The organism is Brachybacterium sp. AOP43-C2-M15 (genome assembly GCF_052446295.1).
GTDB lineage: Bacteria > Actinomycetota > Actinomycetes > Actinomycetales > Dermabacteraceae > Brachybacterium.
This window is the reverse complement of the sequence record NZ_JBQSWB010000015.1, coordinates 43848-66099: the sequence shown is the minus strand read 5'-3', so window position 1 is coordinate 66099 and position 22252 is coordinate 43848. Positions and strand designations below refer to the sequence as shown.

At 72.0% G+C, this 22252-nt stretch carries 15 protein-coding genes; 4 read left to right on the top strand and 11 right to left on the bottom strand.

Translation table 11 applies throughout. From position 1 onward, the window contains the following. The first annotated feature begins 7 nt into the window (after positions 1 to 7). Positions 8 to 1717: a hypothetical protein gene (locus ACT3SP_RS15395; protein ID WP_444588184.1), complete on the top strand. Its 1710-nt coding sequence runs from the start codon at positions 8 to 10 to the stop codon at positions 1715 to 1717. A gap of 97 nt (positions 1718 to 1814) precedes the next feature. Here the strand turns inward: ACT3SP_RS15395 and ACT3SP_RS15390 are convergent, their stop codons facing one another. The 7 genes from ACT3SP_RS15390 to ACT3SP_RS15360 all read right to left on the bottom strand — a co-directional run bounded on the left by ACT3SP_RS15390 (position 1815) and on the right by ACT3SP_RS15360 (position 11401). After that, complete coding sequence (locus ACT3SP_RS15390) at positions 1815 to 3131, bottom strand: ABC transporter permease (protein WP_444588183.1); 1317 nt, start codon at positions 3129 to 3131, stop codon at positions 1815 to 1817. Beyond that, on the bottom strand, positions 3131 to 4336 hold the full coding sequence (locus ACT3SP_RS15385) for an ABC transporter ATP-binding protein (protein ID WP_444588182.1): 1206 nt from the start codon (positions 4334 to 4336) through the stop codon (positions 3131 to 3133). Before ACT3SP_RS15385 ends, ACT3SP_RS15390 begins: the two co-directional genes overlap by 1 nt. A gap of 350 nt (positions 4337 to 4686) precedes the next feature. Further along, positions 4687 to 6051 carry an ABC transporter substrate-binding protein gene (locus ACT3SP_RS15380; RefSeq protein WP_444588181.1) on the bottom strand — a complete coding sequence of 455 codons (1365 nt, stop codon included), beginning with the start codon at positions 6049 to 6051 and terminating at the stop codon, positions 4687 to 4689. Positions 6052 to 6682: 631 nt separating this feature from the next. After that, positions 6683 to 7597 carry a carbohydrate ABC transporter permease gene (locus ACT3SP_RS15375; RefSeq protein ID WP_444588180.1) on the bottom strand — a complete coding sequence of 305 codons (915 nt, stop codon included), beginning with the start codon at positions 7595 to 7597 and terminating at the stop codon, positions 6683 to 6685. A gap of 14 nt (positions 7598 to 7611) precedes the next feature. After that, complete coding sequence (locus tag ACT3SP_RS15370; protein ID WP_444588179.1) at positions 7612 to 8475, bottom strand: carbohydrate ABC transporter permease; 864 nt, start codon at positions 8473 to 8475, stop codon at positions 7612 to 7614. Between the two features lie 269 nt (positions 8476 to 8744). Further along, positions 8745 to 10118, bottom strand: a complete 1374-nt coding sequence (locus ACT3SP_RS15365; RefSeq protein ID WP_444588178.1) for an NtaA/DmoA family FMN-dependent monooxygenase — start codon at positions 10116 to 10118, stop codon at positions 8745 to 8747. Then, complete coding sequence (locus ACT3SP_RS15360) at positions 10115 to 11401, bottom strand: LLM class flavin-dependent oxidoreductase (RefSeq protein ID WP_444588177.1); 1287 nt, start codon at positions 11399 to 11401, stop codon at positions 10115 to 10117. The genes ACT3SP_RS15365 and ACT3SP_RS15360 overlap by 4 nt, the downstream gene beginning before the upstream one ends. A 263-nt stretch (positions 11402 to 11664) precedes the next feature. On the opposite strand from ACT3SP_RS15360, the gene ACT3SP_RS15355 reads away from it, so the two are divergent. Continuing rightward, positions 11665 to 13992 carry an NAD(+) synthase gene (locus ACT3SP_RS15355; protein WP_444588176.1) on the top strand — a complete coding sequence of 776 codons (2328 nt, stop codon included), beginning with the start codon at positions 11665 to 11667 and terminating at the stop codon, positions 13990 to 13992. A 244-nt stretch (positions 13993 to 14236) separates the two neighbouring features. Here ACT3SP_RS15355 and ACT3SP_RS15350 read toward each other — a convergent pair whose 3' ends face one another. The 3 genes from ACT3SP_RS15350 to ACT3SP_RS15340 all read right to left on the bottom strand — a co-directional run bounded on the left by ACT3SP_RS15350 (position 14237) and on the right by ACT3SP_RS15340 (position 17643). After that, a complete protein-coding gene (locus ACT3SP_RS15350; protein WP_444588175.1) occupies positions 14237 to 15124 on the bottom strand; it encodes a carbohydrate ABC transporter permease in 888 nt (295 codons plus the stop codon). Positions 15125 to 15226: 102 nt separating this feature from the next. Beyond that, positions 15227 to 16198, bottom strand: coding sequence for a carbohydrate ABC transporter permease (locus ACT3SP_RS15345; RefSeq protein WP_444588174.1), 972 nt, complete (start codon positions 16196 to 16198; stop codon positions 15227 to 15229). A 56-nt stretch (positions 16199 to 16254) separates the two neighbouring features. Next, the gene (locus tag ACT3SP_RS15340) at positions 16255 to 17643 is read right to left on the bottom strand and encodes an ABC transporter substrate-binding protein (protein WP_444588173.1); all 1389 of its coding nucleotides are present in this window, start codon (positions 17641 to 17643) and stop codon (positions 16255 to 16257) included. Between the two features lie 198 nt (positions 17644 to 17841). On the opposite strand from ACT3SP_RS15340, the gene ACT3SP_RS15335 reads away from it, so the two are divergent. Both ACT3SP_RS15335 and ACT3SP_RS15330 read left to right on the top strand, forming a co-directional pair. Then, positions 17842 to 18915, top strand: a complete 1074-nt coding sequence (locus ACT3SP_RS15335) for a sugar-binding transcriptional regulator (protein ID WP_444588172.1) — start codon at positions 17842 to 17844, stop codon at positions 18913 to 18915. A gap of 377 nt (positions 18916 to 19292) precedes the next feature. Beyond that, positions 19293 to 20876, top strand: coding sequence for a mannitol dehydrogenase family protein (locus tag ACT3SP_RS15330; protein WP_444588171.1), 1584 nt, complete (start codon positions 19293 to 19295; stop codon positions 20874 to 20876). 401 nt (positions 20877 to 21277) lie between these two features. Here the strand turns inward: ACT3SP_RS15330 and ACT3SP_RS15325 are convergent, their stop codons facing one another. Further along, positions 21278 to 22150 (bottom strand): hypothetical protein, encoded by an 873-nt coding sequence (locus ACT3SP_RS15325; RefSeq protein ID WP_444588170.1) that lies wholly within the window; start codon positions 22148 to 22150, stop codon positions 21278 to 21280. Positions 22151 to 22252 lie beyond the last annotated feature (102 nt).

Sequence of the window (22252 nt, the reverse complement as noted above, 5' to 3'; positions counted from 1 at the left end):
AGGTCCCGTGTCCTCCCCCTACGCTCGCCCGACGCCGCCGCTGACGGATCTGCCGGCGCCGCGCAGGCTGCCGCGGGAGGCGACGACCCTGGTCCCGCCGACCGAGATCATGGTCGAGTCGAAGAGCGTGATCCGTCGGCGCCTGCTGCGGATCCTGTGGGCCCCGGGCCTGGTGCTGCTGGGCCTGTGGTACCTGCTGCTGGTGCTGTACGTCTCCGGCGCCTCCCCGACCTTCTGGTTCTTCTCGCTGCTGGCCTCGCTCGGCGAGCCCATCTTCCTGCGTCGCGCCCTGACCTCCCTCGGTTTCACCAGCACCGGCGTGGGCACGGCGTTCCTGCTGGTCCCGGCGATCGCGACCGGGCTCAGCCTGGCGCTGGCACCGCTGGCACCGAGCCTGCTGACCCGCCTGCAGCCGCGCCGGCACCTCAGCGAGAAGGCGTTCCAGCGGGCGGTCGCCACCCTCGTCACGGCGGTGCTCATGCTCCCGCCGGTCGTGGTGGTCGCGGTGCTGCCGCTGACGCTCGTGCTCGGGCTGCCGCAGCCCTGGTCCGGGCTCGGCGCCGGGCCGCTGTCCTCGTGGTGCCTGGGGATCCTCGCCCTCCAGCTCGGATGGATCCTGGTGCGCCGCACGATCTCGCCGGCGCGTCTGCTGGGGATCACCGACGCCGACATGCTGCGGACCACCGCCCGCATCGGCACCGATCCCGAGGAGCGTCGCGCCGCCGCGAAGCAGGTCCTCGCCCAGGACCGCCGCCACCTGCCGCCGAACCCCGGCACCGCGGCCGCGAGCGCCGCCTGGTCCCCGCGGGGTGCGGCGACCGCGCTCGCCCTCATCGCCCGTGCGAGCCTGGTGTGGGTGCTGCCTGCGGCCGCGGGCCTGGGCTGGCTCGTCTTCGGGATCACCGACGTGGTCACGGTGATCCTCGGGATGACCACGATGGATCTCAACTCCGTCAGCACCCCGCTGCGCCTCGCGCCGTTCCTGCTGGCCCTGCCCGTCGCAGGACTGGTGCTGTTCGCCGTGGCGCTCTCCCCGGCGCTCGCGGTGCTGCTCGCCGAGGGGCAGCGCGACCAGGTCCGGGACCAGCGCACCTATGAGGACTGGAACCATCGCGCCCGCGTCAATCCGTGGGAGGCGCGGGTGGCGGCCCTGACCGGCTGGCTCAGCGCCGCCTGGGCCCTGCTGGGGACGGCGGTGCTCGCCGTCCTGCTGCAGCTGCTGCAGCTCGCGACTGCCCTGACCTGGGTGGGGATCGTGGTCATCGCCCTCGCGCTCGTGCCGCTGCTGGGCGCCGCCGCCGCCTTCGCGATGCGCAGCGGGCTGCGGGACGTGCTGTACGGGCCGGCCGGGGACTACACGCGGCGCGAGGCCCCGTACGCGCTGATCGCCACCGACATCGGCACCCGCACCGACCGGGGCAAGGACCCGGCGGTGCGGGCGGAGCTGCGCAAGCGCCTGCAGGCCGAGGGCGGGGACCACGCGCTGGCGCTCTTCGACATCGACGCCGCCGGGGAGCGGCTCTGGGTCGACGACAGCGCCCCCGGGGCCACGGACACCGAGGTGAGGGAGGCGGATCTCGTCCGCGGCGCCCTGCCCGACTTCGGCTCGGAGGGCTCGGCCTTCACCGGCGGCGGGCTCGCCGGTCCCGAGGCCGAGCAGGAGGTGCCGCGTCACGACATCCCGGACTCGGTGACGGGTCTGCGCGAGCCGCGGTAGCGGTCGGGAACGGCGCCGAGGCGGGCACCGGGCCGGGAGCGCGGCTCGCGGTGGGGGAGCTGCGACCGAACCGCGGCCTGCGCGCTGCGCGGGCCGCTCAGGCGATCCGCGTGCCCTTGCCCAGACGCGTGATCGGCACCGCGAGCCTCCTGGTCGCGACCGCGAGCGAGCCGCCGCCGACGAGCATCCACAGCGCCATGCCCATCGGCCACAGGGGGCGGTTCGGCGGGTCCGCGACCTCGGGATAGCCGGACTGGCCGGGAGCGCACCAGACCTGGTTCGCGGGGTGGGTGATGGTCGCGGCGCTGCGCATCCCGGACTTGATGATCCGCAGCGCGTCCGAGTTCTCCTGGCCGTCGAGCCAGTACTCGGCGGGCATCGCCGGAGCGGCCTCGGCGAGCAGCACCACCGGGTTGCCCCACATCAGCGGCAGGGTCAGGTCGACCCGGGGCACGCGCTCGGTCCGGGTCTCCTCGATGCATCGCTCCGTGCTCGTGCCGCCGTCCTCCTCGTAGGCGGTGTAGTAGGACGTCACCTCCCGCTCCTCCTGGAGGAACACCGCGGAGACGCCCCAGGTGATCGGCAGCACCACGGTCACCCCGAACACGATCACGTAGGCCAGCACCACCGAGCCCAGCTGACGGCTGGTCACCGCGGACAGACCGAGCCCCAGCGCGGTCACGCACAGGGTGAGCACCAGGATCACCAGCACGACCCGCAGGAAGTAGAGGACCCCGATCCCGCCGAGCACGGCGATCGGGACCACCGACGGGAGGGCGAGCACCAGGAAGGCGAGGCCGGTGAGGAAGCCGGCCAGCAGCCTCCCCAGCACGATCTCGAGCGGGCTGAGCAGGCTGGCCTGCAGCGTCGCGAGGGTCCCGGCGGTGCGGTCGCCGTTGATCGACCCGGCCGACAGCGCCGGCACCACCAGCAGCATCGCGAACAGCACCAGGATGATCTGCAGGCTGAACACCACTGCGGCGACGGGCTCGATCGCGTCCCACTGCGCGGTGTACAGCGTCGGCGCCATGCCCAGCGCGCCGATGCCCAGCATCGCGAGCGTCCACACCGCGAGCGCCGCGTACCAGCGCACCGAGCGGAAGCGCTGGCGCAGCTCGAGGGAGGTGATCAGCCACAGCCCTCTCGGACGGAGGGTGAGGGTGCCGTTCAGGGCGCGGCGCCGACGGGCGGGCACCTGGTCACCCGGGTCGCTCGGGCCGCCGTTGTCGCTCGGGCCGCTGTGGCTGCCGGGGCCGCCGGAGCCGCCGGAGCCGCCGTGACTGCCGGGACCGAGCGGGCCGTCGGGGTCGCGGGGACCGCCGGAGCCGCGAGGACCACCGGGAGCGCCGGAGCCGCCGTGGCCGCCGGGACCGAGGGGGCCGGAGCGGGCGGGAGTGTCGGTCCGGGTGCTCATCACAGGGCTCCTTCGCGGTGGGCGGCATCGGAGGCGAGGTAGGCGGCCTCGAGCCGCCCGGTCGCCGGACCGAACGCGATGACCTGCGCCTGCGCGGCAGTGAGGTCGGCCAGCAGACGGGAGGCCGTGGCCTCGTCGGGAAGCTGCACGAGCACCTCCGCGTGGCCGGAGGAGGTGCGGTCGGGGCCGAGCACCTCGCCGTGGCGCACCCCGATCCGCGCGAGGGCCTCGACCAGCGCCTGGTGGTGGAGCGAGGAGATCCGCCAGGGGCGGGGACGCGCGGCCAGGTCGCGGATGCTCGAGGCGTCCACCACCCGGCCCGAGTCCATGAACACCACGTGGTCCGCCATCTCCTCGAGCTCGGTGAGGATGTGGCTGGAGACCAGCACCGTCGCCCCGTCGGCCGCGAGCGATCGCACCACCGACAGCAGGCGGCGCCGGGAGGCGGGGTCGAGGCCGGAGGCCGGTTCGTCGAGGATCAGCACCGACGGGTCGTGCACGAGCGCGCGGGCCAGGCCCAGGCGCTGCTTCTGCCCGCGGGAGAGCACGTGGGCGGGCTGCTGTGCGAGGGAAGCGAGGTCCAGCAGGCGCAGCAGCTCGTCGACCCGCTGCTGCAGCTGTGCGGCGGGCAGGAAGTACGCCCGCCCCATCACCTCGAGCACCTCGGCGACCCGCAGCGAGTCCCAGGCGCCGAACTGGTCCGGCATCCAGCCCACGCTCGCCCGCACCGTCGGGGAGTCGATCGAGGGGTCGACGTCGCCGATCAGCACGCGTCCCGAGTCCGGGGCCAGCAGCGAGGCCAGCATCAGCATCAGCGTGGACTTGCCGCAGCCGTTGGGGCCCACCAGCGCCGTCACCGCGCCGCGAGGTGCGGCGAAGCTCAGATCGTGCACCGCCTGCACCGAGCCGAAGGCCCGGCTGACGTGCTCGGCGACGATCCCCGGCGCTGTGCCGGGCGGGGTCAGGTCCGCGCCCACGGGGGAGGGTGCCCCGTAGTGCGCGGTGGCGTGAGGGGTGCCGGCCCCGTGGCCGGTGCGGGCGCTGGTTCCCATGCCCTGACCGGTGCCGTCGTCCGTGTCCATGCCGTGGCCGGGGCCGTCCTCCGAGCCCAGGCCGTGGCCAGGGCCGTAGCCGTACCCGTCACCGCCCGGCTCCCCCTGGGACCCCCGGTCCCTGCCCCCGTCTGCGGCTGTGTTCTGCGTCATGTGCACAGAGTGGCACGTCGCGACCTGGACCGGGAGCAGCCGGAGGAGCACGTTGCGAGCACGAATCGTGGGGAAGTCGTGGAGGGCCGGCTCGATGCGGCCCGAGGGTGGAGTCGCGTCTGTCGGGCGTCAGTGCGGATGAGGGGCGGTGGCGAGGCTGCGGTGTCGGCAGCGCTGCGGGATCGGCAGTGCGGTGGGGTGGCATGGCCGGGAAGGGGCGCGGAGACGACCTCTATGCCGATAGAGCCGCAGTCCTCGCTCACTCGCCGGTCGCCGACCACGCCGGTCGCCGAACTCGCCGATCGGGCTGACCCAGCCGGCCCCCTCGGTCCTCACCGAGCCGCCGCACCTCACTCGGCCATGGCGGCGTTGCCCTCCTCCTGCGCCTGCGGGATGCCCTCCTCGGCGGTCAGACGGCCGATGAAGACCTCCTGGAAGATCGGGATCGCCGCAGTCAGTCCCGCGTTCGCCCGGGCGCCGGTGTCCGCCTCCGCGGGATCCTTCGCCGCGTCGACGAAGACGCTCACGTCCACGCCCTTCTCCTCCCAGAACGCGATGTACGCGTCCTGCGCGTCGACGTGGCCGGGGAAGGAGACGCCCTTCTCCGCCAGCGGCAGCTGCCCCTCCTTGGTGCCCAGCCAGGTCAGCAGCTCGGCGATGCCCTCCTGCTGGTCGTCGTCGGCCTGCGCGTTGCCGACCGCGACCACCCCGTGGACCAGGGACTTCGCACCCTCGGGGCCGGCGATCGGCGCGGCCAGCGCCCACTCGAAGGAGTCCTCCACGCCCTCGGAGATCGGCAGCAGGTTGTAGGGACCGGACTGGAACAGGCCGAGCTTGCCCTGGGTGAACAGATCGCGGGTGAAGTCGCCGTTCTCGTTGGTGTCCGCCGCGCTCGGGGCCACGTGCTCGACGTTGATGAGGTCCGCCATGTACTGGAACGCCTCGATGCCCTCGGGGGAGGCGAAGGTGTACTCGTCGTCCTTCTGCCATACGGCGCCGTTCGAGGCCAGGATCGGGCCGATGATCGCCTGCCGGTCCGCCTGGGAGTTGACGCCGAACTGCGCGCGGGAGTCGGGGTCGAAGCCGTCGTCGTCCGGGTGATTGCCCTCCTCGTCCACGGTGAGGGCACGGGCGGCGTCGCGCAGCGAGTCGGTCTCCGCGGTGGGGTCGAAGACGAGGTCCGACGGGTCCACGCCCGCCTCCTCGACCAGCTCCTTGTTGTAGAACAGGGCGATCGAGTCCCAGATCTGCGGGACGCCCCAGAGCCCGCCGTCGCGGGTGTAGAGGTCCACCACGGACTTCTCCCACTGGTCGGCGCCGTCGGGGACGATCTCGTTGATGTCCAGCAGCGCCTCGGAGTCCTTGAGCTGGATGTAGTTCGCGGAGTTCAGCCAGTACACGTCCGCGGCGTCACCGCTGGCGATGTCCAGCGGCAGGCGGGTCCAGTAGTCGTCCCACGGCACCACGTCGATCGACACGTTCCAGCCGGACTGCTCCGTGAACGCCGTGAAGGATTCCTCGTAGGCGGCCACCGCGTTCTGGTCCCACAGTCGGAAGGTCAGCGTGCCCTGGTCACCGCCGGAGGAGCCGCCGGCGTCGCTGCCGTCGTCGCCGGAGCCGCCGTCACCCCCGCCGCCCGACGGGGAGCACGCCGCCGCGGTGCCGAGCAGGCCGGCAGCGGCGAAGGAGGAGAGGAGGGTGCGGCGCTTCAGCATGGAGAGATCCTTCCGGGACGGCGAATGCCCCCATTATCGTCCGCCACGGCGCGGCGGGGGGAGCCGGATGAACCCCGGTGGCCCGCGGCCCCGGCGAGCGGGGCGTGGCCAGCGGGGCGAGCGGGGTGGCTCGGGGGTGTGTCCTGTGGGGGCGAGCGGGGCGGGCCGGGGCGGTCCCGGGGTCAGTGTCCTGTGCAGGGCGGGAGGGCGTGCGGGTCGTGCGGCGTGGTCCCGGGGAGTGTCCTCTGCAGGGCGAGCGGGGCAGAGTTGGGGGAATGGGGTGCTCATTCGCCCATGTCTGCCCCGCTGGCTGTCGGAGGCGGTGAGCGGGTGCGAACGGGGTTGTGCGGGGGTGTGCAGGGCGAGCGGGGTGTGCGGGACGTGCGGAGTGGTCCCGGGGGGCCTGTGCGGGGCGGGCGGGGCAGAGTTGGGGGAATGGGGTGCTCATTCGCCCATGTCTGCCCCGCTGGCCGAGGTGACGGGAGGCGGAGGGTGCTGGCCGAGGTGACGGGAGGCGGAGGGTGCTGGCCGAGGTGACGGGAGGCGGAGGGCGCCGGCCGAGGTGACGAGGGGAGCAGGGCACTGGCTCGGGCGGGTCCGAGCGCGCTGGCCGGGGAGGGCCCGTGCCGGGTCAGCGCAGGGTCGCGTCGCCGACGGAGCGGGTGATCTGCTTCTGGAAGATCACCATCAGGATCACCAGCGGCAGCATCGCGAGCGTGGTCCCGGCCATGACCAGGGTCCAGTTGTTGTTGTACTGCGACTGCAGCGCGGAGGTCGCCACGGTGATCACCCGCCACTCCGGGCCGGAGGTGATCACCATCGGCCACATGAAGCTGTTCCAGTGGGTGACCACCGTGATCAGCACCAGGGTCACGATGATGGGTCGGTTCAGCGGCACCACCAGATGCCACAGCAGGCGCAGGGTGCCGGCGCCGTCGATCCGCATCGCGTCCATCAGCTCGCCGGGCACGCCGCGGAAGTTCTCCCGCAGCAGGAAGATCGCGTACGGGGAGCCGAGCACGAAGGGGATCACCAGCGCCCAGAAGGTGTTGCGCAGCCCCAGCTCGCTCATCATCAGGTACAGCGGCACGACGACCACCACCTGCGGCACCATGAGCGTCGCGATGTACACCCAGAACAGCAGGTCGCGGCCGGGGAAGCGCAGCTGGGCGAAGGCGTAGGCGGCCAGCACCGAGAACACCATCTGGCCCACCAGGATCACGGCGACCATCTGCACGGTGACCGCGACCGGGGTGATGAAGCCGTCCTCGGTGCTGAACAGCGCCGCGATGTTGTCCAGCACGGGCGGAGCCGGGAACGTCAGGGGGCCCTGCTGGGCGAACTGCTGCGTGGAGGTCAGCGCCGTCATCACCGAGAACAGGAACGGCCCGAGGGTCAGCACCGCGGCGGCCGCGAGCACCAGGTAGGTCGCTCCGTGGCCGAGCACCCGTCGGGCGAGCAGGGAGCCCGTCAGCGGCCGACGGCGTGGCGCGGCGCGGCGGGCGGGGGGAGCCGTCCGCTCCGCGGGCGGGGTCCTCGTGGTCATCTCTTCTCCTCCTCTCAGCTCATGTCGTAGGTGATGCGCTTGGAGAACCAGCGCTGCTGGGCCACCGTGATCACCACCAGGAGGAGGAACAGGATCACCGCGACGGCGCTCGCGCGGCCCAGACGGCTGGCCCCGAAGGCCTCGTTGTAGATCAGGGAGGCGATGACCTCGGTGCGGCGCTGGGGGCCGCCGCCGGTGAGGGCGAAGACCATGTCGAACACCTGGAAGCTCGCCACCACCTGGGTGACGGCGAGGAAGAACGTGGTGGGGCGCAGCAGCGGGATGGTCATGTGGACCATGGACTGCCAGGGGGCGGCGCCGTCGATCCGCGCCGCCTCGTAGATCGACTCGGGGATGCGGGAGAGCCCCGCCTGGAAGAACAGCGAGATGTAGCCGACGTTCTGCCAGATCGCCACGAACGCCACCGCCGGCAGGGCGAGGCTCGGATCGGTCAGCCACTCGATCCGCACGCCGAGGATCTGGTTCAGAGCCCCGACCGACGGCTGGAAGATCCACTTCCACACCACGCCGAGGGCCAGCGGCGCGCACACCCAGGGGATCACCACGATCACCCGCACGATGGCCGAGCCGGGCAGGGCGCGCACGAGCTGCGTGGCCAGCACCAGACCGATCGCGAGCGAGACCGGCACCGAGATCAGGGTGAAGATGCCCGTGACCAGCAGCGAGTTGGTCAGCGCGCCGCTCGAGAGCAGGGTGGTGTAGTTGTCCAGGCCGATGAAGGTGCGGCTGCCCAGCAGGTCCCAGCGGAACAGCGACACGACGAAGGCGAGCACCACCGGCAGGATCAGGAAGGCGGTGACGCCGATCAGGCTGGGGGCGATCAGCAGCCAGCCCAGCAGGGGTCTGCGAGAGTTCATGCCGCCCCTTCCTCCGGCCGACGCGGTCCACGATCCACCGGGACAACGTATAGCAGGACGGCGGGGCTCTGCGGTCCGTGACGCCGCCCCCGCCCTGCGGGTGTCATCGACGCCGCGGGGCACTCCCCGGCCGCGCCGCCCCCGCGGACCCGTCGCAGGCCGCGTCGCAGTCCGCGCCGCAGGCCATGCCGCAGTCCGTGCCGCAGCCCGCGCCGCAGGCCGTGCCGCAGCCCGTGCCCCAGCCGGTGCCCGTCATGCGTCCGCGCCGCTCACCACGCAGCCGCCGGGGCGGCGCGCCGCTGAGGCACCGGCAGGCCGAGGTTCTCCCGCAGGGTGCTGCCGGAGTACTCGGTGCGCAGCGAGCCCCGCGCCTGGAGCAGAGGGACCACGTGGTCGACGAACTCGTCGAGCCCGCCGGGGGTGACGTGCCCGCCGAGCACCACGCCGTCGGCGCCGTCCTGCTGCACGAAGTCGTCGAGCTGGTCGGCGACCTGCTCGGGGGTGCCCACCAGCTGCGGCCGGGCGAAGACCTCCGCGGCGAGCTCGCGCAGGGACAGGTTCTGCTCCGCCGCGAGCTCCCGCCACTCCCGCACCGCCCGGGCACGGTCCTGGATGTGGAAGGCGCGGCCCTGGATGAACGGCGGCGCGGACTCGTCGGGCTCGACGTCCGGCAGCGGACCGTCGATGTCGTACTCGGAGAGGTCGCGGTTCCACACCTGCTCGAAGCGGACCCGCACCGTCTTCTCGGTGAGGATCTGGTCCTGGATCGCGCGGGCGCTGCGCCGGGCCTCCTCCTCGGTGCCGCCGAGCACGTAGCCGATGCTGGGGACGATCTTCAGGTGCTCGGGGTCGCGGCCGAACCCGGCGGCGCGCCTCTTCACGTCGGCGTAGAACTCGCGTGCCTCCGGCAGCCGGCTGAACGGGGAGAAGATCAGATCGGAGTGGGCGGCGGCGAAGTCCCGTCCCTGGGGGGAGACGCCGGCCTGGACGGTGACCGGTCGGCCCTGAGGGCTGCGGGGCACCGTGAAGCGGCCGCGGATGTCGAACTGCGGCCCGGTGTGCGCGAAGGCGCCGGCGTCCGCGTCGCCGAGGAAGCGGCCGTCCTCGACGTCCACGGCGATCGCGTCCTCGGCCCAGGAGTCCCAGAGCTCGCGGGCCACGGCGAGGAACTCCGCGGCCCGCTCGTAGCGCTGCGAGCGGGGGAGGAATCCGCCGCGGCGGAAGTTGCCGCCGGTGAACTCGTCGAAGCTGGTCACCACGTTCCAGCCGGCACGGCCGCCCGAGAGGTGGTCGAGGGAGGCGATCTGCCGCGCGAGCTCGTAGGGCTCGTTGAAGGTGGCGTTCAGGGTGCCGACGAGCCCGATGTGCTCGGTGACGGCGGCGAGGGCGGACAGCACCGGGAGGGTGTCCGGTCGCCCGGCGATGTCGTGGTCGAACACCTGCCCGTCGCGCTCGCGCAGGGCGAGGCCCTCGGCGAGGAAGAAGTAGTCGAAGACGCCGCGTTCGGCGGTCTGTGCGACCTGACGGAAGCTCGAGAACGCGATCTGGCTGCCCGCGTCCGGATGCTCCCACAGGGTGTGCTCGTTCACGCCGCCCACGTAGGCGGCGAGGATGATCTGCTTCCGCTCGCGCGAGGTGCTCATGACGCCTTCCGGTCGGTGGTGGTGGGGGCCGACGCTGCCGACGAGGTCGACGAGGTCGACGAGGTCGGCGCGGCCGTCGCGGTCGTCGGGGCCGTGGCGAAGCGGTTCGGGACGGACTCGGGCAGGCCGAGCAGGCCGCGCAGGGTGCCCGCCTCGTAGCCGTCCGGGCGTCGGCCCCGTCGGCGCAGCTCTGGCACGAGGTCGTCGGCCACGCGCGGCAGGTCCGCGAGCGCCACGGCGGGCCGCAGGCGCACCCCGTCGTAGCCCAGCCCGGCGAGCTCCTCGATCACGTCGGCCAGCGCCGACGCGGAGCCGGCGACGATCCGGGCGTCCGAGGTGAGCGGGCGGCCCAGCGCGTCGAGCCGTGCGAGGCGGGCGCGGGCGTTCTCGTCGGGCCCGTCCAGCAGCACCACCAGGTCGGCGAGCACCCGCAGGCGCTCGCCCTCCCTCCCGACGGCCGACTCCTGCCCCCGGACCTCGCGGAGGATGCGTCGGGCATCGTCCGTGTCCTGCGGGGTCACGAACACGAGATCCGCGGACCGCGCCGCGAAGCGGTAGGGCTCCGCCGCGTGCGCGAGAGCCGTGACCACGGGGTGCCCCTGCGGCGGTCGCGGCACCGTCGACGGGCCCCGCACCGAGAACCAGGGGGTCTCCGCGTCGATCCGGTGGACCTTCTCGCGGTCCAGGAAGCGGTCGGTCGCCCGGTCGCGGATCTCCGCGTCGTCCTCCCAGCTGTCCCAGAGCTGCCGGGCCACGTCGACGACTGCGGAGGCCTCCTCGAACAGCTCCTCGGTGAGCGCCGTGGCGGCGGGATCGTCCCGGCCGGTCAGCGCCGGGATCTCGCGGCGCCCGGTCAGGAGGGCGTCGCGCTGCAGGGCGGAGACCCGTGCCTGCCACCCGCCGCGCCCCTCGCCGATGTGGTCCAGGGTCGCGATCGCCGCGGCGACATGGAACGGCTCGGTGTGGGTGGTGGTCGCCACCGGCAGCAGACCGATCGAGGTGGTGGCGGGCGCGATCCGGGAGGCGATGAGCACGGCGTCGAGCCGTCCGCGCACCTCGTCGGTGCGATCGTCCTCGTCGAACGGCTCCGCGGACTGCAGACCGAACGAGTCGTCGATCGTGAGGAAGTCGAGCTGCCCGCGCTCCGCCTCCTGGGCGAGGTGCTGCCAGTACGGCCCGGTGAACAGCTCGGTGGGTCTGGAGACGTGCTCCCGCCAGGCCGACGGGTGCCATCCGGCCCCGTCGAGGGCGATGCCGACGTGGATCCTTCGTGAAGTCGTCATGCTCGATGTCTCCTGGTTCTCGTGCTCCGGTTCCTGCCCGTGGCGCCACCCTGGACCTCCGACCCCGCTGCCGTCACGCGTTCTGACATGCCCCATCACCGCGGGCAACACCGCGTCATCCCCCGTCATGCCGGCGACCCGGGAGGGGCGGCGCCGCCGGCAGCGCGACAGGCGACGCCGACGGCGCCGCACGTGCGCGCCGAGCACCGCCGCGCACGACGGTCGTCGGCACTCGAGGTCCCCGCTGGATTACGCTCGGCACCATGAGCTCAGCGACGGAACCCGCAGGCACCGAGGCCACAGACGACGACGCCACCGTCCTCGCGGCCACAGCCGCCGACGCCACCGGCTCCGTGGCCACCGCCACTGCCACCGGCACCGACCCCCACGCCTCGGTCTACGACCACGGCTTCCTGCGCGTCGCCGCGGTGACGCTGCCGGTCGCGCTCGCGGACCCGGCCGCCAACGCCGAGCGGCACCTCGAGGTGCTGCGCGACCTCGACGCCCAGCAGGTGGGACTGGCCGTGTTCCCCGAGCTGTCCCTGACCGGCTACTCGCTCGACGACCTGTTCCTGCAGGAGCCGCTGCTGGAGGCCGCCGAGCAGGCCGTGCTCACCGTCGTCGAGGCCAGCGCGGAGCTGATGCCGATCATCGTGCTCGGTGCACCGCTGCGGGCACAGGACCGCACACGGGTCTTCAACTGTGCCGTGACCATCCACCGCGGCCGCATCCTCGGCATCTCGCCCAAGCAGAACCTCCCCACCTACCGGGAGTTCTACGAGCGGCGCTGGTTCGCGCCCGGGGACGACGCCGCCGGTGAGGAGGTGCGCCTGGGCGGTGAGCTCTACACCGTCGAACCCCACTCGCTCCTCACCGTCGAGGACGTGCCGGGGCTGAAGCTGTTCACGGAGATCTGCGAGGACATGTGGGTGCCGGTCCCGCCGTCGGCAGAGGCCGCGCTCGCCGGTGCGACCGTGGTCGTGAACCTCTCCGGCTCCCCGATCACCGTGGGTCGCGCCGAGGACCGCAAGCTCATGGCCCGCTCGGCCTCCGCCCGCACCCAGTGCGCCTACGTCTTCGCCGCCGCCGGGGAGGGGGAGTCGACCACCGACCTCGCCTGGGACGGGCAGACCTTCGTGTACGAGTGCGGCGATCTGCTGGGCGAGTCGGAGCGCTTCCCCCGCGGGGTGCGCACCACCGTCGTGGACGTGGACCTGGACCGCGTCGTCGCCGAGCGCCGACGCCAGAACACCTTCGACGACAACCGCCGCACCCACGCCGACTCCCTCGAGAAGTTCACGACCTGGCAGAGCACGCGCCTCTTCGGTCCGTGGGAGCCGGGGGACTTCTGGGTCGAGGGCGCGGCGACCGGCGGCGACGAGCCGGGCGTCGGCGTGCCCGACGGCGGGGAGCCCGGCATCGAGGTGCCCGGCGTCGAGGTGCCCGGCGTCGAGGTGCCCGCCCTGCGCACCCCGCCCGCGACGGGGCCCCTGCGTCGGCCGCTGCACCGCTTCCCCTTCGTGCCCGACGACCCGGCCCGCCTCGCCCAGGACTGCTACGAGGCGTACAGCATCCAGGTCGCCGGTCTCGTGCGCAGGCTCGAGGCGATCGGCGGGCGCGAGTCCGGCGGCACCCGCCCCGTCATCGGCGTCTCCGGCGGCCTGGACTCCACCCATGCGCTGATCGTGTGCGCGCGGGCGATGGACCTGCTGGGCCGCGACCGCTCCGAGATCCTCGCCTACACGATGCCGGGCTTCGCGACCACGGAGCACACGCGCTCCAATGCCGAGCTGCTCTCGCGCGCGATCGGCGCGAGCTTCGAGACGATCGACATCCGCCCCGCCTCCACCCAGATGCTGAAGGACATGGGCCACCCGGCGGGCAGCGGCGAGGAGGTCTACGACGTCACCTTCGAGAACGTCCAGGCCGGGATGCGCTACGACTACCTGTTCCGCCTGGCCAATCACCACGGCGGCATCGTGGTGGGCACCGGCGACCTCTCCGAGCTCGCGCTGGGCTGGTGCACCTACGGGGTGGGGGACCAGATGTCCCACTACGGGGTGAACGCCGGGGTGCCCAAGACCCTCATCCAGCACTTGATCCGCTGGGTGATCTCCGAGGGGCTGTTCGACGCGGGGACCGCGGAGGTCCTGCGTGCGGTGCTGGACACCGAGATCTCCCCGGAGCTGATCCCCACGAAGGCGGGGGAGAAGGCGCAGTCCACCGAGGACTCGATCGGCCCCTACGCCCTGCACGACTTCGCGCTCTACCATCAGCTGCGCCGCGGCTACGGCCCCGCGAAGATCGCCTACCTCGCGCACCAGGCCTGGGGCGATCTCGAGGCGGGCGAGTGGCCTGCCGGATACGCCGAGGTCGACAAGCGCTCCTACACGCGCGGCGAGATCAAGCACTGGCTGAGCGTGTTCACGCGCCGCTTCTTCTCCAACCAGTTCAAGCGCTCCGCGATGCCGAACGCCCCGAAGGTGCTGGCCGGCGGATCGCTCTCCCCGCGCGGGGACTGGCGGATGCCCTCGGACGCGGCGAGCAGGGCCTGGATCGCCGAGCTCGAGCGCGAGGTGCCGGAGGCCTGACCTGCACCGCCCCGCGCCCGCCAGCCTCAGCGCAACGAAGGTGGGGGATTGGGGGTGCGTTTCCCCCGGGTTCGTCACGCTGACTCGGGGTCGGTGGGTGCGAGACTCGGGCCGCGTGACGAAGTGGGGGGAATCGGGGCGCGATTCCCCCCACTTCGTATCGCTGGGCGGGGATGCGGGGATGCGGGGATGCGGGGATTCGACGACGGGACGACGCGGGGACCCCGGGACGCGCCGACCCCTCCTACTTCACCGCACCCATCGACAGGCCGCGCACGAGCTGTTTCTGCGCGATCCAGCCGGCGAGGACCACCGGCAGCGAAGCGAGCACCGAGGCCGCGGAGAGCCGTGCCAGGAACAGCCCCTCCGAGGTCATGGTCGACATGAGGAAGATCGGCACCGTCGCGGCGTTCGCGGCAGTGAGGTTCAGGGCGAAGAAGAACTCGTTCCAGGCGAAGATCACGCAGATCAGCGCGGTGGCGGCGACGCCCGGCGCGACCATCGGGAGCAGCACCGTGCGCATCGTGCGCAGCAGCGAGGCCCCGTCGATCGACGCCGCTTCGAGCACCTCGCCGGGCACCTCGAGGAAGAACGAACGCATCATCCACACCGCGATCGGCAGGTTCATCGCCGTGTACAGCACGATGAGCGTGAGGATGTTGTCGAGCATCCGGATCTGCCCGGCGATCACGTAGATCGGCATGATCACGGCGACCACCGGCAGCATCTTCGTGGAGATGAAGAAGAACAGGAAGTCCTGCGTGCGCTTCACCGGGCGGATGCTCACCGCGTAGGCGGCGGGCACGGCGAGGACCAGCACCAGCAGCGTCGAGCAGACGGTCGCGATCACCGAGTTCAGCAGGTAGGACCCGGCCCCGGAGGAGCCGACGATCGAGGCGTACTGGTCCAGCGTGGGCGTGAAGAAGAAGGTGGGCGGATTCGACGCCGCCTGGGACTCCTGCTTGAAGCTGGTCATCGCCATCCAGGCCACCGGGGCGAAGAAGAGCAGCCCCGCGGCCCAGGCGAGCACGGTCAGGAGATGGCCCGTCACCCGGCCCTTCGGCCGACGGGGGCGGATCGGTGCGGCAGGCGTCGAGACGGGTGCGGCTCCGGCGGCCGTGGCAGCGCTCATGACTCCCCCTCCTTCCGCTCGTTCCTCGCAGTGCGTCGGCAGAGAGCGCTCATGACTCCGTCTCCTTCCGCTGGTTCCTCGCAGTGCGTCGGCAGAGAAGGCTCATGACTGCTCCTTGGAGTTGATGCTCGTGAAGATCAGGCGCAGCGCGAAGGTCGCGATGACGATCGTGGCGATCACGGTGACCACACCCATCGCTGCCGACTGCCCGATGTCGAAACCGAGGAACGCGCGCTGGTAGATGTAGAAGGGCAGGTTGGCACTCGCGGTGCCGGGCCCTCCGGCGGTCATGAGGTAGATCTGGTCGAAGGTGTTGACCACGTAGATCGCGCCCAGCAGCACCGACAGCTCGAGGTAGAACCGCAGGTGGGGGAGCGTGATGTGCGTGAAGGTCTTCAGCGGTCCGGCCCCGTCCATCGAGGCGGCCTCGAGCACGTCCCCGGTCTGGGACTGCAGGCCTGCCAGGAGCAGCAGCATCATGAACGGCGTCCACTGCCACACCAGCGCGATGATGATCGAGAGCATCGGGAACTGGCTGGTCCAATCCACCGGGGAGATCCCCACGGTGCCGATCAGCCAGTTGACCAGGCCGTACGTCGGATCGAACATCGAGATCGACCACAGCATCGCCCCGGCCACCGGCATGATGAGGAACGGCGTGATGAGCAGGGTGCGGATGAAGCCGCGGCCGACGAACTTCCGGTCCAGCAGCAGTGCCAGGCCCAGCCCCAGCACCAGGGAGGCCAGCACGCAGCCCAGCGTGAACAGGATCGAGTTCAGCGCCGCGGTGCGGAAGGTGGAGTCGACGAAGATGTCGAGGTAGTTGCGCAGTCCCACGAAGGTCTCGCCCTCGGGGCGCAGCAGGTTGCGTGAGCGCAGCGAGTACCAGATCGTCAGCAGGAACGGGATCTGGGTGCAGACGACCACGAAGAGGAACGCGGGCATCAGCGGGAGCCGTCGGCGCCAGGCCTCGGCCTTCGAGTACTCGGCGTCGTCCGCGCGGCGGCCCCGCGAGGCGTCGGCCGACGGGGTGCGGGGCTCGGGGCCCGCGGGGGCATCGAGAGCTGTGCTCATCGCTCCGTCTCCTTCCGCTCGTGCCTCGCAGTGCGTCGACAGGCTGTGCTCATCGCTCAGCCCTCCCATCCGTAGGTGCGGGCGACCGATTCGGCGAAGCCCTGCGACTGCTCGAGCGCCTCGTCGACGCTCTTCTGCCCGGCGATCGCGGCGGAGAACTGCTGGCCCACCCGCGTGCCGAGGTCCTGGAACTCGGGGATGACCACGTTCTGGAGACCGTCGTACGGGACCTCCACGGTCATCGAGTTCTCCTGGGTGGAGTTCTCCATCGAGTCGAGCGTGGGCTCGGCGTAGTTCTTCGAGAGCTCGGCGTACTCGGGGATCTCGTAGGTGGACAGCCTCGAGCCGGGCGGGAGGGCCTCCCAGCTGATCTCCTCGCCCACCAGCTGGAAGTACTCCGGATGCGTCATCCAGGCGATGAACTCCCAGGCCGCGTCCTTCTTCTGGCTGGTCTCGGGGATCGCCAGCGCCCAGGAGTACAGCCAGCCGGCGTAGTCGGTCTCGAGCGTCGGCCCGAGGGCGTAGCCGGTCTTCCCCACGACGGTCGACGAGCTGGGGTTCTCGACCCCGGAGACCATCGAGGAGGCGTCGAACCACATGGCCGCGTTGCCCTGGCTGAACCGGGTGAGGCATTCGCCGAAGCCGGAGGTCGCCGCGCCGGGCTGGCCGTAGGAGCGCAGCGTGTCGACGTACATCGAGACCGCGTCGTGGACCTCGGGGGAGGTCAGCCGCGGCGCCCAGTCCATGTCGTACCAGCAGCCGCCGAAGGTGTTGATGACGGTGCTCATCGGGGCGAGGTTCTCGCCCCAGCCGGCCAGGCCCCGCAGCGCGATGCCGCTCATGCCGTTGTCGGGGTCGTGCAGGGTCGAGGCGAAGTCGCGCAGGTCGTCCCAGCTCGGATGGTCCGGCATCGTCAGACCCGCCTCGTCGAAGAGGTCCTGGCGGTACACGAGGAAGGCGCTCTCGCCGTAGAACGGGACCGAGTACATCGAGCCGTCCACGGTCAGGGCGTCCTTGATGGTGGGAATGAAGTCCTCGGGCGCGTAGCCCTCGGTCTTCGCGATGTAGGGCTCGAGGTCGGTGAGCCAACCGTTGGGCGCCCACAGCGGGGTCTCGTAGTTCGAGATCATGACGACGTCGAACTCGCCGCCGCCGGAGGCGACCGAGGCGGTGATCTTCGCGCGCGCCTCGTTCTCCGGCAGCGACACGAACTGCACGTCGATGTCGGGATGAGCCTCGGTGAAGTGGTCGATGAGGCTGATCGCGTCCTGCATCTGCGGGTTCGAGACGATCGCGACGACGATCGACTCCCGGTCGCCGGATCCGCTGCAGCCGGCCAGACCTGCGGCACCCAGGCCGGCGGCCAGACCTGCGCCGAGCACGGTGCGACGCCGGGGCCGGAAGGGCGGGGTGGGGCCGGACGGCGATGGAGGGTGGGGTCCCATGCGCTGTTCTCCTGTGAACGGCTCCGTGCACGGCGCTGGGGAGGTCGCGTCGTCGCGGAGGGGCGGGGCGACGGCACAGCCGATCGCTCATGTGAGGGGCACACGTTCTCACTTGAGATGGAGAGTAGTCATATACGCTCAGCTGAGCAACCTTCGAGGCACAGATGATGGCCCGGGGTGGGTGTGGAGGGAGTTCAGATGGGGAGCAGCGAGTCGTTCGAGCGCCCGGGCGCTGAGTCCGGACGCGCGATGGATGCGGCGGCCGACGGGGCCGGCCGGACTGTCGACGGGGTGGCCGACGGGGCCGACGGCGGTGCGGCCGACGGGGCCGACCGGGTGGCCGTGGGCGACGCGACCGACTCCCTCAAGGTCACCCTCGCCACCGAGCACCACCTCGACGGAGCCTCCAAGGTCGAGCTCGCCCGACGCCACGGACTCTCCCGCTTCCAGGTCGCTCGACTGCTCGACGAGGCGCGCGACGAGGGCATCGTGCGCATCGAGATCGTCGACCCGGCCGCGGCCGGCCGCGAGCTCGCCCCGCTCGCCCGACAGCTCGGGATCTCTTCCGTCACCGTCACGGCGTCGCGCCCGGGCGAGTCGATGCGCGCGGCGATCGCCCGGCAGGTGGCAGGGCTGCTGCACGCGCATCTGCCCGAGAGCGGTCGGCTCGGCGTCGCCTGGTCCCGCACCCTGATGCACCTCCCGGAGGCCCTCGGCACCCTGCCCTCGACGGACATCGTCCAGCTCGTCGGCCCCCTCAGCACGGCCGGCTACTCGACGGCGCAGTCCTCCGGGCTCGTCCACGCCCTCGGCAGGCGCTCCGGCGGCCAGGTCTGGGCGCTGCCGACACCGCTGCTCGTCGACTCCCCGCAGGTCGCGGCCTCGCTGCGGTCGATGGAGGAGGTGCGCACCGCGCTCGATGCGGCCGACAGCCTCGACCTCGCGGCCGTGTCGGTCGGCGCGTGGTCCGCCGGTGCCTCGACCCTGTGGGCCCGCCTGCGCCCGGACGAGCAGCAGCGGGCGCAGGACGCCGGCGTCGTCGCCGAGATCTGCGGGATCCTGCTGACCGGAAGCGGGGCGGTGTGGCACTCGGCGATGGAGGACCGGGTGATCGGCGTGCGTCCCGACCAGCTGCGCCGCGCGCGCGTGATCGCGGCGGCGCCCGCCGTCGGTCGGCCGGAGGCCGTGATCGCGGCCGCCCGCTCCGGACTGGTCGACGACATCGTCCTGGCCCCGGAGCTCGCCGACCAGGTGGCGGCGCTGCTCGGCTGAGCCGCCGCACGCTGAGGCCGCTGAGCTTGCGCACGGCGAGGCCGCTGGGCTGTCGCCCGGCGAGACGACCGCGCTGCTGCCTGGCGAGGAGACCGAGCTGTCGCCCGGCGAGACGACCGCGCTGCTGCCTGGCGAGGAGACCGAGCTGTCGCCCGGCGAGACGACCGCGCTGCTGCCTGGCGAGGAGACCGAGCTGTCGCCCGGCGAGGTGGCTGGGCTGTCGCCCGGCGAGGCTGCTGGCGCGGGGTCGTCGGGCGCTGCGGGATCCGTCGGGCCGGGCACCGGCCCCCGGCAACAGGTGAGCACGATTCCCTGCTCATCTGACGTCGGACTGTGTATCGTCGGCCTCACCATCACTCGTCGATGAAGGATGAGCCATGACTGCTCTGAACGCCTCCGCCCTGCCCGAGATCGTCGATCGCGGCGAGGTCGCGGTGCCCGGCTACCCGCTCGACGACCGCCGGATCGGCATCGTCCACTTCGGCGTCGGCGGATTCCACCGCGCCCACCAGGCCATGTTCCTGGACCGGTTGATGAACGTCGGCCGCGACCGCGACTGGGCGATCTGCGGGGTGGGCCTGCTGCCCGGCGATGCCCGCATGCGCGACGCGCTGACGTCCCAGGACGGCCTGTACACGCTGGTCACGAAGGCGCCCGACGGGACGCAGGATCCGCGGGTGATCGGCTCGATCGCCCGCTACCTGTTCGCGCCCGACGACCCCGAGGCGGTGCTCGCGCAGATGGTCGATCCCGCGGTGCGGATCGTGTCGCTGACCGTGACCGAGGGCGGCTACAACTACAACCCCTCCACCGGCGGGTTCCAGTACGAGACCGAGGCCGTCGCCGCGGACCTCTCCACGCGCTTCGACGCCGTCGGCGCCCAGGCCGCGGGCCTCGCGGGCTCCGACGACGGGGGAGCGAACTCCGCGCAGCGGGCCGGACATCCCCGCACCATGTTCGGCTACGTGGTCGAGGCGCTGCGCCGCCGACGCGAAGCCGGCACCGCCCCCTTCACCGTGATGTCCTGCGACAACGTGCGCGGCAACGGCGATCTCGCCCGGCGCATGATCCTCGCCTACGCCCGGCGTCGGGACGAGAACGGCCTGCACGGCGACGCGCCGATCGCGGACTGGATCGAGTCCGAGGTCGCCTTCCCCAACTGCATGGTGGACCGCATCACCCCGGTCACCGCCGAGGCGGACGTGGAGATGGTCTCGGCGGAGTACGGCATCGACGACGCCTGGCCGGTGGTGAGCGAGGACTTCGTCCAGTGGGTGCTCGAGGACGAGTTCCCCGCCGGCCGTCCCGCCTACGAGGAGGTGGGGGTGCAGATGGTCGAGGACGTCGAGCCGTACGAGCTGATGAAGCTGCGCCTGCTGAACTGCTCCCACCAGGCGATCGCCTACTTCGGCCTGCTGCTCGGGCACACCTTCGCCGACGAGGCCGCGGTCGACGAGCGCCTCGCCCCCTTCACCCGCACCCTCTACATGGATCACGAGGGCACGCCCACCGTCCCCGAGGTGCCGGGCATCGACCTCACCGCCTACAAGGACGAGCTCATGGACCGCTTCGCGAACCGCAGCGTGAAGGACACCCTCGCACGCCTCGCGGCCGAGTCCTCGGACCGCATCCCCACCTGGCTGGTGCCCGTGATCCGGGAGAACCTCGAGGCCGGGCGGGACGTGACCGCGAGCGCTGCGATCGTGGCCTCCTGGGCGCGGTACGCGGAGGGCACGGGGGAGCACGGGGAGGAATGGCCCGTGGTGGACCGCCTCCACGACCGGGTGATGGCCGCGGCCGCGCGGCACGACGAGGACCTGCTCGCCTTCCTCCGCGATGAGGAGCTGTTCGGGGATCTGGTGGCCCAGGAGGCGTTCACGGCGCCCTACCTCCACGCCCTGGAAGTGCTGCGCGCCGACGGCGCCCGCGCCCTGCTCACGGAGCTCACCGAGCAGGCCTGATCCGCCCTCCGCCCTCGCCCGCGGCCTCGCCCGCGGCCTTCTGCCCTCTGCCGTCGCCCGCGGCCCTCACCGGCTCCTGCCCTCTCCCGTCATTCCTCCGCACCCCGCCCTCACCCGCCGCACCCCATCCTCACCCGTCATCCCTCCAGCGCCAGCGGGGCAAAGGTGGCGGAATCAAGGCTGGATACCCCCAACTCTGCCCCGCTGACGGGGTGGGAAGAGCTGACGGGGTGGGAAGAGCTCATGGGGGAGAGCTGACGGGGTGGGCTGAGCGCTCACGGGGTGGGACGAGCTGACGGGGTGGGCTGAGGGCTCACGGGGTGGGACGAGCTCACGGGGTGGGTAGCGCGCTCGCGGGACCGGGGAGTGTTCCTCGTGGTCCGGCCAGGGGAGTGCTTCGGTCACTCTCCCCGGCGCCAACCCTGACGGACGAGCGCCTCCCGCATCCGACGCACTCCCCGGAAGCACCCATCGCGGAGGTCGACTGCGACCGTCTGGACCTCGACCCAGCCGAGGGACTCCCGGAGCTCGCGGCGGGCGATGTCCCTCTGCTGCTGCGCCGATGTGCGATGACTCGGCCCGTCGTGCTCGACGCACACCTTCCACTCGGGCCATGCGAGATCGGGTTCCCCGAGGTCGTAGCCATCGACGAACTGGCGGGTGTTGAGCACGGGGCGGGGGAGGTGCGCCCTCTCGGCGGCGAGGCGCAGCGCAGTCTCCGCGGGCGAGTCGCTCCCCACCCGGATCAGCGCGAGAGCCTGACGCAGCAGCGGCCGCCCGGGGCCCGGGTACCCCTGCATGGCATCGCGGAGCTCCGACGGCGAGGCGAAGGCGCTGTTCCGTTTCTCGAAGGAACTGCGAGGGTGTCGTATGAGGTGATCGCCGATGTGGACGAGCGGGTCGAGGGGCAGGAGCTGAGCGAGATCGAGCCAGGTGCGCACCCTGTCGGTGACGCGGACGTCGTCAGCGACGACGATCTCCTCGGGACGGATGCGCTGGCGATTCCAGCGCACGACGGCGGTGTCCCGACGGGCATGACCGTTCGCTGAGACCTCCACCGGGGTGATCTCTGGTTCGGTGACCCAGTTCTGCTCGGGCCGGGGGAGGGGGAGCTTCCAGAAGCGCGCCGCGCTCAGACCGCGGGCGACGACCCTCGGATCAGTGCGGGTCAGCGCGGAGAGGATCGCCGCCTCGGTGAGGTCGACATCGATGCGGGCATGGAGCCCGTAGCCGAGGCGGCGGAGGTCGCGAGCCCGCAGCCGGTCGGTGCTCACTCCGGCCCGCCGAGCCTCTGACGTCCTGAAGACGGGGTGCGGCAGCGAGGGTGGCAGCGGCGACGGACGGCGGGACATGGGCTCATGCTCGGACAGCGGGTG

Excerpts from the sequence above, each read along its gene's own strand:
- ACT3SP_RS15390 (WP_444588183.1), bottom strand. The coding sequence starts at position 3,131 with ATGAGCACCCGGACCGACACTCCCGCCCGCTCCGGCCCCCTCGGTCCC.
- ACT3SP_RS15385 (WP_444588182.1), bottom strand. The coding sequence starts at position 4,336 with ATGACGCAGAACACAGCCGCAGACGGGGGCAGGGACCGGGGGTCCCAG.
- ACT3SP_RS15380 (WP_444588181.1), bottom strand. The coding sequence starts at position 6,051 with ATGCTGAAGCGCCGCACCCTCCTCTCCTCCTTCGCCGCTGCCGGCCTG.
- ACT3SP_RS15375 (WP_444588180.1), bottom strand. The coding sequence starts at position 7,597 with ATGACCACGAGGACCCCGCCCGCGGAGCGGACGGCTCCCCCCGCCCGC.
- ACT3SP_RS15370 (WP_444588179.1), bottom strand. The coding sequence starts at position 8,475 with ATGAACTCTCGCAGACCCCTGCTGGGCTGGCTGCTGATCGCCCCCAGC.
- ACT3SP_RS15365 (WP_444588178.1), bottom strand. The coding sequence starts at position 10,118 with ATGAGCACCTCGCGCGAGCGGAAGCAGATCATCCTCGCCGCCTACGTG.
- ACT3SP_RS15360 (WP_444588177.1), bottom strand. The coding sequence starts at position 11,401 with ATGACGACTTCACGAAGGATCCACGTCGGCATCGCCCTCGACGGGGCC.
- ACT3SP_RS15355 (WP_444588176.1), top strand. The coding sequence starts at position 11,665 with ATGAGCTCAGCGACGGAACCCGCAGGCACCGAGGCCACAGACGACGAC.
- ACT3SP_RS15350 (WP_444588175.1), bottom strand. The coding sequence starts at position 15,124 with ATGAGCGCTGCCACGGCCGCCGGAGCCGCACCCGTCTCGACGCCTGCC.
- ACT3SP_RS15345 (WP_444588174.1), bottom strand. The coding sequence starts at position 16,198 with ATGAGCACAGCTCTCGATGCCCCCGCGGGCCCCGAGCCCCGCACCCCG.
- ACT3SP_RS15340 (WP_444588173.1), bottom strand. The coding sequence starts at position 17,643 with ATGGGACCCCACCCTCCATCGCCGTCCGGCCCCACCCCGCCCTTCCGG.
- ACT3SP_RS15335 (WP_444588172.1), top strand. The coding sequence starts at position 17,842 with ATGGGGAGCAGCGAGTCGTTCGAGCGCCCGGGCGCTGAGTCCGGACGC.
- ACT3SP_RS15330 (WP_444588171.1), top strand. The coding sequence starts at position 19,293 with ATGACTGCTCTGAACGCCTCCGCCCTGCCCGAGATCGTCGATCGCGGC.